Below are 12,442 nucleotides of genomic sequence, written 5' to 3'. Positions count from 1 at the left end.
TTGGGCTGACCTCTTCGTTGTTTTCTCACCACAAGAAAGGAGGACACTTGTGGCATTAACTGATCCGGCCACCACTTTGCCAGGCGTGGGCCCTAAGCGTGCAGAAGCTTTGGCCAGCTTAGACATTCACACCGTTGGCGATGTGTTGTTTTACTTTCCGTTTCGCTATGATGATCTGCAAGTGAAATCCTTAGACGAAGCCGCAGACCAAGAAAAAATCACCATCAAAGGCATCGTCGTTGCTGATCCTGTGGTGTCGCGGTTTGGTCCGCGGAAAAATCGCCTGAATGTCCGCGTGCAAGTCGATCGCGCCGTGGTGATGGTGACTTTTTTCAATCAGCCTTGGCTCAAAGATAAATTTGCCCAAGGCATGGAAGCAGCGATTTATGGGAAATGGGATGCCAAACGTCACACGATGACTGGGATGAAAGTCCTCGCCACCCAAACAGAAGATGCGCCTTCCATGGCGGCGATTTATCCCGCCAATAAAAATATTCGTCAAAGCACGTTGGCAGAGCTCGCCAAAGCGGCTTTTGCCAAAGAACAAGGTCATATTCCTGACATCATTCCGCAAGTGATCCGTGAGAAATTACGGTTACTCAGCGATGAACAACTGGTTCAAGGCATGCACTGGCCAAGTTCGCCAACAGAAGCGAAAGCGGCGCGGCGAACGGCAATTTTCCGGGAGTTCTTCTTGTTTGAATGCCAAATTCAATCGTTGCGAGAAGATAGTCAACTGGCTGCCAATGGTTTGGCGATTCCATTTGACAACCAACAAGTGCGCGGGTTGATCCAAACTTTGCCATTTGCCTTGACTACGGCGCAAAAGCGCGTCGTCAATGAGATCTGTGCGGATATGCGCAGTCCCAAACACATGAATCGCTTGCTACAAGGGGATGTCGGCTCTGGGAAAACTATTGTCGCTGCCATTGCGTTATATGCAGCAGTCACCGCGCGCTTTCAAGCAGCGTTGATGGTCCCCACAGAAGTGTTAGCGGAACAACATTTTGCTAAACTGACCAAACTTTTCGCTGATTTTCCAGTGAAGCTCGCATTGCTGACTGGCACCACCAAAGGGAAGCAACGCAAAGCCACCCTTGAAGGCCTTGCCAGCGGGGAAATCGATATCGTCATTGGGACGCATGCGTTAATTCAAAAAGCGGTCGATTATGCGAACTTAGGGTTAGCGATCATCGATGAACAACATCGCTTCGGGGTCAAACAACGGCAGATTTTACAAGACAAAGGCTTAAAACCTGATTTGTTGGCAATGACCGCCACCCCGATCCCACGAACACTGGCCATCACCACTTACGGTGAAATGGACGTGTCGACGATCGACGAACTCCCAGCAGGACGACAGCCGATCACCACCACTTGGGTGCGCCACAATCAAATGCGTGAAGCCTTGCAGCGGATGCAACAAGAGTTGAACGCCCATCACCAGATTTTTGCCATCACGCCATTGATCGCAGAATCAGAAAAAATCGATTTACAAAATGCTGAGCAACTATACGCTGATATGGAAAAAGTTTTCGGGAAAACGGCCAAAGTCGCCTTACTTCACGGCCAAATGAAAGCCGATGAAAAAGATGCGATCATGCGTGCCTTTTCTGATGGGGACATCGATTTGCTGGTATCAACCACTGTCGTTGAAGTTGGTGTCGATGTGCCTAACGCCACCGTGATGTTGATCATGGACGCCGATCGCTTCGGGTTAGCGCAACTCCATCAACTTCGAGGACGCGTTGGGCGAGGAAAGTCAGCGGCATATTGTATTTTAGTCGCAGATCCGAAAAACGACATGGGCGTTGAGCGCATGCAAACCATGGTCACCACCACTGATGGCTTCAAACTTGCAGAAAAAGATTTAGAATTGCGCGGCTCTGGCGACATTTTCGGTGATAAGCAAAGCGGCCTACCAGAATTTAGAGTCGCGGATCCTGTCGCTGACTTTGCCACGTTAGCGGCTGCCCAACAAGTCGCAGCGAGTTTGTTTAAAGCTGATCCCAGTTTATCGGCATCAGAATTTGCTCCATTGCGCGCATACTTAGCCCGACAACAACAGTTAGTCGGCACACTTGATTAGGAGGCTTTTTGATGAAAATTGCAGTAGATGCTATGGGCGGCGACCACGCGCCTAAAGTGGTGATCGACGGGTTATTACGCGCACGTGATGAAAATCCTGATATCGAATTCTTGGTGTATGGGGATGAGGCGCAAGTCAAGCCTTTGATTTCAGACGACACCCGCATCACGTTGATTCACACTGATGAACAAATCGATGGCAACGATGAACCAGTCAAAGCCGTTCGCCGCAAGAAGCAAGCTTCTATGGTATTGGCTGCGCAAGCGGTAAAGAATGGGGAAGCCGACGCCGTATTTTCATTAGGGTCAACTGGGGCGTTGCTGGCGGCTGGGTTGTTTATCGTCGGCCGTATCAAAGGTATCGACCGCCCAGGGTTGATGCCGACGTTGCCCACTGTCGATGGCAAAGGGTTCATCATGTTAGATGTTGGCGCCAACGCCGAAGGCAAAGCCCAACAGTTGGTCAACTATGCCGTCATGGGCGACTTTTACGCCCGTGATTTACGCGGCTTACAAAATCCTCGCGTTGCCTTGTTAAACAATGGGAGCGAACCGCATAAAGGCGACAGCTTACATCAAGAAACCTATCAGTTATTAGAAAATCTCGACAACATCAACTTTATCGGCAACATTGAAGCCGATCAATTGTTGAAAGGCGTCGCTGATGTGGTGGTCACTGACGGCTTTACCGGCAATGCTGCGTTAAAAGCAATCGAAGGCACGGCCAAGACGATTTTGAAATTGGTCAAAGGTGCAATTTATGACACTGGTCTCAAAGGCAAGCTTGGCGGTTTATTATTAAAAGACGGGATCAAAGGCATCGCTAGTACTTTTGATGTCTCCAGTTACGGTGGCGCGGTGTTGCTCGGGTTGAAGGCACCAGTGGTCAAAGCCCATGGTGGCGCTGATGCTGACGCGGTGTACTACACCATCAAGCAGATCCATGAAATGGTGCAAAACAACACAGTGGGTAAGGTTCAAGAATATTTTGCCCGACAAGATGACGACTTGGCATAGACAAGCACACCAAAGTCAGCTATATTAGATTGCGTGTTAAGAAACGGAGGACCGTCATGACTGAGCAAGAAGTATTCGCAAAAATTTCAGGCCTGATCCAAGACCACTTCCAAACCCCGGAAGACAAGATCACCAATGACCTGAACTTCAAAAAGGATTTAGATGCAGATTCGATCGATATCGTTGAATTCGTTTTGGAACTCGAAGATACCTTCGGTGCCGAGATCCCAGATGAAGATGCGGAAAACATTGTGACTGTTGGCGACGCTGTGAGTTACGTCATGGCCCATCAAACCAAGTAAACAGTGTAAGTTAGTTGCCGGGACATCCTACCAATGTCCCGGTTTTTGTTTGGCCTTTTGCGGTTGATGTCCAGCATCGTGAGTGTTTCAGCAAACTATACCGATATGCCTCCGGCACGAAAAGCTGTGGGCTCCGATAAAAAGCGTTCCGGCGGGATAGACATGGAACGCAATGACGCTCGTCGGAGCTAACTCGCAAAGACCGCGAGTGGATCTCCTTCTCGCTGGCCTCTAAGCGATAAATCGCTAAGAGGCCCACGGCTGATGCCTATCCCGCCTCCAAACTTTTTATCTCCGCCCACAGATTTTCTTCGTTGGTATCGCAAGCTTACAAATCAAATACGCCGTGTTACGATCTCATTCACAAGACTAAACGTGATACAACGTAAACATAACGCGTTTCGTAGCCATCGGGTGACAGTGGTCTAACGTAGTGGAAGTGATTTGAAATTGGGACGGAAGCTGGCCGTCGGTGCGTAGTGAGATTTCCGTTAGCGACTTGTCGCTTACGGAAAGCCGCAGGTGGAGATCCACTTGGCGATGAGCGTAGCGAAGCGTCCAAGTTAGCTCCGCCGAGGACCCTCACTACGCACCGACGAGCCAGCTGGAGTCCCAATTTCAAATCACTTGAACGGAGCTAGACCACTGTCGCCTGATGGCGGCATGAAACACTGACGATGCCGGACATTGTGAGTTCACGTCAGAATCATTGAAATCAGGCATAAGTGCAGGTGTTATTTTGGTGTGGCTCTTGTATAATAGACTAGAGAATATAAGGAGGAGTATGGCATATGGTCGCTTCAGAATTTGTATCGGAATTAAGGAATCGCTATGGGATCGAGTTTCATGACCTTTCCATCCTCGATGAAGCATTTACGCATTCTTCCTACGTCAACGAGCATCAAGAGCTCGGACTTAAAGACAACGAACGCCTCGAATTTTTAGGGGACGCAGTGTTGGAGCTGACAGTCAGTGACTATTTATACCGTCACTATCCCAACTTGCCAGAAGGTAAGCTGACTCGCATGCGGGCAGCGATCGTGCAAACTCGCAGTTTTTCGGCGTTTTCAAAAGAAGCACATTTTGATCAATATATTCGCTTAGGTAAAGGCGAGGAAAATGCCGGTGCCCGCAAACGTAAGACCTTACTCGAAGATTTATTTGAAGCGTTCAACGGCGCATTGTATCTCGATCAAGGCCGGGAGTCAGTGATCGAATTTTGTGAGAAAATGATTTTCCCTAAAATTGCGGCAGGGCAGTTTGATGCTAACCGCGATCACAAAACCGCGTTGCAAGAATATTTGCAAAAAGACGGTGAAGTGGAAATCGCTTATCACTTATTGTCAGAATCTGGTCCGGCTCATGCGCGTCAGTTTGAAGTGGACGTTACCGCAGCTGGAAAAGTGTTAGGTACCGGTGTGGGTAAAAACAAGAAAGCCGCTGAACAAGCAGCAGCATTAGCGGCTTTGGAGAAGTTTGACGACAGCGATAAGTAGGATGTGGACGCATGCAGTTAAAAGCATTAACAATCAATGGCTTTAAGTCTTTTGCTGACAAGACGCAAATCGAGTTCGTGCCAGGGCTCACTGGGATCGTGGGTCCCAATGGTTCTGGGAAAAGTAATATTACTGAAGCGATCCGTTGGGCGTTAGGTGAGCAAAGTGCCAAAAGCCTGCGCGGTGAAAAAATGGGTGACATTATTTTCGCCGGTACCGCAAGCCGCCCGCCGTTAAATCGGGCCGAAGTGGTGTTAACGTTTGACAATTCAGATGGGTATTTAGCCAATCAGCCGGCGACGGTCAGTGTCTGTCGCCGGCTTTATCGTGACGGCGAATCAGATTTTTTGATCAACAACCAAGCGGTACGGCTGAAAGATATTATCGATTTATTTATGGATTCCGGTTTAGGGAAAGAAAGTTTCTCGTTTATTTCTCAAGGCCGCGTTGAAGCCATTTTCAACAGTAAACCAGAAGATCGCCGTGGCATTCTTGAAGAAGCCGCCGGCGTGTTGAAGTACAAACAACAAAAAGCCAAAGCCAACAAACAACTCGCCGAATCTGACGACAACTTAGATCGCGTCAACGATATCATTCACGAACTCCATCATCAATTGGAGCCGTTGGAAGAACAAGCATCGATTGCGCGCGACTACGAACGGCAAATGGCGGATTATCAAAAGGCTCATAAAGCAGTGCTGGCTTTAGAGATCAAACAACTTGCCGCAGAACAAACGGCAACAGCGACGCAAGCTAGTGTGACCACCAAGTTACTCGCTGGCCTGAAAGAAAAGCTGACGAGTTTAGAAACGCGGTCGGAAACATTGACGGCTAAAGACGTTGACTTCGATCAACAAGTGGCGCATACCAACGACACGCTTTTAGCCGATTCCATGCATTTGGAGAACTTAACTGGTGAAACCCGGGTGTCTTCAGAACGTGCGACTAATGCGCAAGCGACATTAGCGGATCTGCAAGCACAACTTGATGATGCGACCTTGCAAGCGGCTGAAGCAGAAAAGCAGTTACAAGTCCTCAATGAGAAGCAAGCGGCGCAAGCCAAGCAATTGTCCCAAGCACAAGCAGAATACGCTGCCGCTGAAAGTGCTGCGAGTGATCCGCAAGCGTTGAATCAGCAATTAGATGATGATCAAGCGGCCTACATTCGCTTGTTGCAACAACAAGCCGATTGCAACAACCAATTAGCTGCTGCCAAAAAAGATCAACAAGTCCAAGCCAGTCAAACTGCCGCACAATCTACGCGCAGTCATGAGTTGACCAAACAAGTGCGCGAACAACAAGCCACTTGTGATGACTTAGCGAAACAAGTTGAAGCGGCTAAAACGCAATTGGCAGAGGCAGAAGCTAAATTAGGTGAAACTGCAGAAACGACTCGTCAATTGCAGAGCCAACATGATCAACTGACGAGTGCCTATCAAAAAGCATTAGGGATTTTTCAAGCGACCAAATCACGTTTTGATACGTTGAAGGAACTTAAAGAAGACTACAATGGCTTTTTTGCAGGGGTCAAAGCGGTTTTACAACATAAAGCGCAACTCAATGGGGTCGTTGGCGCAGTCGCTGAATTGATCACTGTGCCGCAACAATATCAACAAGCATTTGATATTGCCTTAGGTGGGAGTTTGCAATCGATCGTCACTGACGACGAACAAGCTGCCAAGTCTGCAATCAGCTATTTGAAGCAAACGCGGGCCGGTCGGGCAACTTTTTTGCCAATTTCAGTGATCAAACCGCGGCGTGTGCCAGCCAATGTGTTAAACACCTTGCAACAACAGCCAGGCTTTTTAGGCATCGGCGTTGATTTGATCCGTTTTGCCCCTAAAGCCGCTGATATTATGGCCAACTTAGCGGGATTGTTAGTGGTCGCCGATAATTTGGACCACGGCATCGCCATGGCTAATGCCACTGGTCACCGTTATCGCATTGTGACTCTTGACGGCGACTTGCTCAATGTCGGCGGTTCGATGTCAGGGGGTCAAGTGCGGGCCAAAGGCAGTTCACCATTGGCGCGGACCCAAGAAGTCCAAACACTAGCCGCCAACTTAAAAACCATGACCACTGCGCTTCAAAGCAAGCACACTGAGATTCAAGCAGTGGCTGAACAGCTTCAAGCTGCGCGCGAGGCGCAAACCAAAGTGCAAGCTCAAGTCAATCAACAAGCAGCTGATCTTAAAGCCTTGCAAGCGCAACTCACGCCGCAACAAGAGCGGTTGACGGCGTTGTCCCGTCAATTACAAGCATTAGGTTTAGACGCGCAAGCCACGACTGACTACCAGGCGTTGATCGCAAAGCTACAAGCCCAAGCCGAAGCTTTCAAGGCGCAATTAGCTGACGCCCAGAAGCAAATCGACACCACCAAAGCGGCGTTGAATTCTGCGACTACAGCGCAAGCCGACCAACAAGCGCATATCAGTGAACTCAAAGCCCAAGTCGCCGTACTTAAAAGTGCGCAACAAACCACGACCAATCAACTTGCGCAGTGGCAACAAAGCCGCGACACTGGTATTGATCGCCAACACGCGTTGCAAAAGCGGATCAAAAATATTGAAGCCTCTGCTAAAGCAGACTCTGCTTCAAGCACTGATCGTCAAGCGCAGATCAAGCAGTTGAAAGCATCAGTCGCCAAACTTAAACAGCAACAAGCCGAGTTGACCAGTGCTAAAGCGGAGAACCGCCATGCGTTAACATTAGTCTCTGCAGAAATCACCACGGCTAATCGCCAACGTGACGATGCGCAAGCGCAAGCTTCTCAACAAGCAGTGGCGTTAAACCGGATCAAGTTGAACTTGGACAGTCGTTTAAACACGTTGTCTGAAGATTATCAAATGACTTATGAAGCGGCACTTAAAGACGTTGAAGAAGACGACGCCGCCTTACCAATGTTGAAAAGTCGCGTGAAGTTGTTGAAGCGCGGCTTAGATGATTTAGGTCCGGTCAATCCCAATGCCATTGCCGAATATGACAATATCAAAACCCGCTATGAGTTCTTGACCAAACAACAAGGGGACTTGCTAGCGGCTAAAGCTGACTTGTTGGAAACAATGAATGAGCTTGACGAAGAAGTCAAAACGCGCTTTAAAGCGATGTTTGATGCCACTGATAAAGCCTTCCAAGAAATCTTCCCGAAGATGTTTGGCGGCGGGCATGCGCATTTGAGTTTAACGGATCCAGATGATCTTTTGAATACTGGCCTTGAAATTGAGGCCCAGCCACCTGGCAAAAAACTCTCCCATATGTCACTATTGTCTGGTGGGGAGCGGGCATTGACCGCGATCGTCTTGTTATTTGCCATTTTGCAAGTGCGGCCGGTACCGTTTAGCATTTTAGATGAAGTAGAAGCTGCCCTTGATGATGTCAATGTCAATCGCTTCGGTGAATTCTTACGTCACTACTCTTCTGACACCCAATTTATTGTCATCACCCACCGTCGCGGCACGATGTTGGCCGCAGACGTTTTATACGGCGTCACCATGCAAGAGTCTGGCGTCAGTCGCATGATGGCAGTGTCATTGGACCAAGCACAAGCAGATTAGGAGGCCCTCATGGGATTATTTGATCGCATTAAAAAGGCATTTACTGGCGAACCAGAAACGCCTGAAACCGAAAAATATGATGCCGGTTTGGAAAAGTCTCGCACCACTTTTTCCGAACGGTTAAATGCGTTATTTGCCAACTTCCGGACAGTTGATGAAGATTTCTTTGATGACCTTGAAGAAATGTTGATCGAAGCAGACGTTGGCTTTCAAACTGCAGTGGATCTCACGGATTCATTACGTGAAGAAGTCAAACTTCAAAACGTTAAAAAGCCGCAAGAAGTCGCGCAAGTGATCGTGCAGAAATTAGTCGACTTATACGGCGAAGCAGGCGAAAACGAAGACAACACCCTGCATTATGCAGATGACAGTCAAGGCCCGACGGTATTCTTATTCGTCGGTGTCAATGGTGCCGGGAAGACCACGACTGTTGGGAAGCTGGCGCATCAACTCAAAGATCAAGGTAAGTCAGTTTTGTTAGCTGCTTGTGATACGTTCCGAGCTGGTGCGATCGAACAACTTCAAGAATGGGGCCGCCGCGATGGGGTACCAGTCGTTGCCAAAGAAGCCGGCTCTGATCCTGCGAGTGTCGTATTTGACGCAGTTAAGCAAGCAAAAGCCGACAATGTCGATGTGTTATTAGTCGATACAGCGGGGCGTTTGCAAAACAAAGTCAACTTAATGAAAGAGCTCGACAAAATCAAGCGTGTGATCGTGCGTGAACTTCCTGAAGCGCCGCAAGAAGTGTTGTTGGTTTTAGATGCCACCACTGGACAAAACGCTTTGAGTCAAGCGAAGCAATTTAACGAAACCACTGATATTTCAGGCATCGTGTTGACGAAACTCGATGGTACTGGTAAAGGTGGGATCGTGCTTGCGATCCGAAATGAATTACATGTGCCAGTGAAGCTTGCTGGCCTCGGTGAAGGCATGGACGATTTACAAGTCTTTGATCCGACGAAGTTTGCCTACGGGTTGTTCAAAGGGTTGATCGACGATCCTGAAAAATAGTGTTTGAGAAAGTCGCCTGTGGTAGGCGGCTTTTTTGAATGGGAGAGGGGTCACAGGTGCGTGTTGTATCACTTTGTTCATCGTCGTGCTTTTTGAAGCAACGTCGATACAGCTAGCTACGCATACGTCTTCGAGGAAAGTGCACCTCAAAGCCGTATGCTAGGCTACCTGATCGACTAAAACCGCTTTTCAAAACTCTGGGTACAAAAAATCCCGCTTGCGACTGAGGCGCAAACGGGAATGATTGTTTATGCTGTAGCTTGGTCCTTTGGCGTGCGGCCAAGGATGACTTGCAAGACGATCAACACCACATAAGCGATGATGACGTAAAGCAACCAGTTGCCGGTTTTGACGGTGTCAGTGAACCAATATTTTTGCCAAGCGGTGTTGGACATGATCCAATAGAAAATGCCAGCCGCGATCAGGCCGAGTGTGTTCAAAATGGCGAAGAACCACAAGTTGCCATTTTCGTGGTTGGAAACATAAATCGCGCTGAAAATCGCGGTCCAAGCCCACCAGCCGCATAAGGCAGCGACAACGCCCCAATAAAGAATGGTTGCGACCATAATAATTCCCTCCAATTCATTTCGCTTTATTTTACCACGAATGAAAGCGCAATACGTCGGTTTTGTGAAAAATCTAACGTGAACTTGAAAAGATTGACGAAACGCCGCCATATCGGTATCCTGTATAGAGTGTACGAGGTAAATTAAATGGAAATCGAAAAAAACAACCGCATGAACTCGCTGTTTGAATTTTACGGCGCGCTTTTAACTGATAAACAACACAGCTATTTGGAACTGTATTATGGGGATGACTACTCTTTAGGGGAGATCGCCACTGAATTTGATGTGTCTCGCCAAGCGGTATATGACAACATTCGCCGCACGGAAGCCTCCCTTGAAGAATATGAAAGCAAACTGCATTTGCTGGCGAATTATCAAGCGCAAAACCAAAGTGTCGACGGCTTAGTGCGTTATGTTCGGGAACATTATCCTGACGACGAACAACTCAGTGAGTTACTGACGCGGGTTGCTGATCAAGCCGCGCGTTAATGATGATCAATTTCATTCATGTTTGTTTGACATCCCGAATTTCGTGATGTTGTCTCAGTTTAATCAATAAGAAATTCAATGATGATAGGAGAAAATAATGGCATTTGAAGGTTTATCCGAACGTTTACAAAAAGCGTTCTCCGGCCTGCGCCGCAAAGGCAAGGTCACTGAAGCCGACGTCCGCGATTCTATGCGCGAGATCCGGTTAGCGTTACTGGAAGCCGACGTTAACTTTGGCGTGGTCAAAGAATTTGTCAAAAATGTCCGTGAAAAAGCAGTCGGTGCAGAAGTTTTAGAATCACTTTCCCCAGCGCAACAAATCATCAAAATCGTCAATGATGAATTGACGGCAACGATGGGTGAAGCCGCTGTGCCGTTGAACAAGTCCCCACATATCCCAACCATTATCATGATGGTCGGGTTGCAAGGGGCTGGTAAAACGACCACGGTTGGGAAGTTATCCAAGCGCTTGATCCAACAAGAAAAAGCCCGTCCGTTGTTGATCGCAGCCGATGTTTATCGTCCTGCCGCTATTGATCAGTTGCAAGTGGTCGGCAAATCTGTCGGCGTCCCTGTTTTTGAAATGGGGACTGACACTGATCCGCGAGAAATCGTCCGTCAAGGTTTAGCCCAAGCCGCTTTACAACATAATGACTACGTGATCATCGATACTGCCGGTCGTTTGCAAATCGACGAAAAGTTGATGACTGAACTTGCAGACATCAAAGACATCGCCCATCCAAATGAAATTTTGCTGGTGGTCGATTCCATGACTGGGCAAGCTGCCACTGACGTTGCCAAAGGCTTTGACGAGCGTTTAGACATCACTGGGGTCGTGCTCACCAAGTTAGATGGTGATACCCGTGGTGGGGCGGCACTGTCCATTCGCAAAGTCACTGGCAAGCCGATCAAGTTCATCGGTCAAGGTGAAAAAATGGATGCCCTGGATGTCTTCTATCCAGATCGCATGGCCAACCGGATCTTAGGCATGGGCGACATGTTGACGTTGATCGACAAAGCCCAACAAAACTTTGATGAAAAACAAGCCACTGAAATGGCGGACAAGATCAAAGAAAACACCTTTGACTTCAACGACTTCTTAGATCAAATGGCGCAAGTGCAAAGCATGGGGCCAATGGAAGACATCATGAAGATGATCCCTGGGATGGCAAACAACCCGGCAATGAAGAACTTCAAGATGGATCCTAAAGACATTGCCCACATGAAGGCTATCGTTTATTCAATGACGCCTGCAGAACGTGAACAACCAGATCTCTTGAATCCGTCACGTCGTCGCCGTTTGGCTGCAGGATCAGGCCGTCCGATCGTCGAAGTCAACCGGATGATCAAACAATTCAATGCCTCCAAGAAAATGATGAACCAAATGTACAAAGGTAATTTCCAAGGCATGGAAGGTTTGATGGGCGGCGGCGTCAAAGGCCGTTTAGGCAAAATGGCGATGAACTCCATGATCAAAAAGCAAAAGAAGAACAAGAAAAAGCGTCTGAAACATGCGAAAAACTTTAAATCCTAGGCAATTTCTGCAAAAATGCTGTTGTAAAGAAAAAACTCTTTACACGCCGCTGAATATTTGCTATTATTTTGAAGTTGAGAAATTTACAGGAGGTGGACTTAATGGCAGTTAAAATTCGTTTAAAGCGGATGGGTTCCAAGCGTAAGCCTTTCTACCGTGTCGTGGTTGCTGATTCTCGCTCCCCACGTGACGGCCGGTTTATCGAATCCGTCGGTTACTACAACCCATTAACCGAACCAGTTGACTTAAAGCTGGATGAAGATTCAATTCTTGATTGGCTCCAAAAAGGCGCACAACCTTCCGATACTGTACGGACCTTGCTTTCAAGCAAAGGTTTGATGCAAAAGTATCACGAAGCGCGCTTCGCTAAGAAATAGGGGACAGC

General features: G+C 48.1%; 10 protein-coding genes. 9 read left to right on the top strand and 1 reads right to left on the bottom strand.

Annotated elements, in window-relative coordinates:
• Positions 1-49 precede the first annotated feature (49 nt).
• From recG to ftsY, 6 genes are all read left to right on the top strand, one after another.
• Positions 50-2,089 (top strand): ATP-dependent DNA helicase RecG, encoded by a 2,040-nt coding sequence (gene recG, locus EKM92_RS00910; protein WP_125706957.1) that lies wholly within the window; start codon positions 50-52, stop codon positions 2,087-2,089.
• An 11-nt stretch (positions 2,090-2,100) separates the two neighbouring features.
• A complete protein-coding gene (plsX, locus tag EKM92_RS00905; protein WP_125706955.1) occupies positions 2,101-3,105 on the top strand; it encodes a phosphate acyltransferase PlsX in 1,005 nt (334 codons plus the stop codon).
• A 56-nt stretch (positions 3,106-3,161) separates the two neighbouring features.
• Positions 3,162-3,407 carry an acyl carrier protein gene (acpP, locus tag EKM92_RS00900; protein ID WP_054713745.1) on the top strand — a complete coding sequence of 82 codons (246 nt, stop codon included), beginning with the start codon at positions 3,162-3,164 and terminating at the stop codon, positions 3,405-3,407.
• 791 nt (positions 3,408-4,198) lie between these two features.
• Positions 4,199-4,903: a ribonuclease III gene (gene rnc / locus EKM92_RS00895; protein ID WP_125706953.1), complete on the top strand. Its 705-nt coding sequence runs from the start codon at positions 4,199-4,201 to the stop codon at positions 4,901-4,903.
• Positions 4,904-4,914: 11 nt separating this feature from the next.
• Positions 4,915-8,457: a chromosome segregation protein SMC gene (gene smc, locus EKM92_RS00890; protein WP_125706951.1), complete on the top strand. Its 3,543-nt coding sequence runs from the start codon at positions 4,915-4,917 to the stop codon at positions 8,455-8,457.
• Positions 8,458-8,466: 9 nt separating this feature from the next.
• Positions 8,467-9,468: a signal recognition particle-docking protein FtsY gene (ftsY, locus tag EKM92_RS00885; protein WP_125706949.1), complete on the top strand. Its 1,002-nt coding sequence runs from the start codon at positions 8,467-8,469 to the stop codon at positions 9,466-9,468.
• Positions 9,469-9,716: 248 nt separating this feature from the next.
• On the opposite strand, the gene EKM92_RS00880 is transcribed toward ftsY, so the two are convergent.
• Positions 9,717-10,034, bottom strand: coding sequence for a hypothetical protein (locus tag EKM92_RS00880; protein ID WP_125706947.1), 318 nt, complete (start codon positions 10,032-10,034; stop codon positions 9,717-9,719).
• A gap of 147 nt (positions 10,035-10,181) precedes the next feature.
• On the opposite strand from EKM92_RS00880, the gene EKM92_RS00875 reads away from it, so the two are divergent.
• From EKM92_RS00875 to rpsP, 3 genes are all read left to right on the top strand, one after another.
• The gene (locus EKM92_RS00875) at positions 10,182-10,523 is read left to right on the top strand and encodes a putative DNA-binding protein (protein WP_054713739.1); all 342 of its coding nucleotides are present in this window, start codon (positions 10,182-10,184) and stop codon (positions 10,521-10,523) included.
• A gap of 97 nt (positions 10,524-10,620) precedes the next feature.
• Positions 10,621-12,057 (top strand): signal recognition particle protein, encoded by a 1,437-nt coding sequence (ffh, locus tag EKM92_RS00870; protein ID WP_125706945.1) that lies wholly within the window; start codon positions 10,621-10,623, stop codon positions 12,055-12,057.
• Positions 12,058-12,158: 101 nt separating this feature from the next.
• On the top strand, positions 12,159-12,434 hold the full coding sequence (gene rpsP / locus EKM92_RS00865; RefSeq protein WP_054713737.1) for a 30S ribosomal protein S16: 276 nt from the start codon (positions 12,159-12,161) through the stop codon (positions 12,432-12,434).
• Positions 12,435-12,442 lie beyond the last annotated feature (8 nt).

Source organism: Lacticaseibacillus porcinae (assembly GCF_003946305.1).
Classification (GTDB): domain Bacteria; phylum Bacillota; class Bacilli; order Lactobacillales; family Lactobacillaceae; genus Lacticaseibacillus; species Lacticaseibacillus porcinae.
This window is presented reverse-complemented; position numbering and strand designations above follow the sequence as displayed.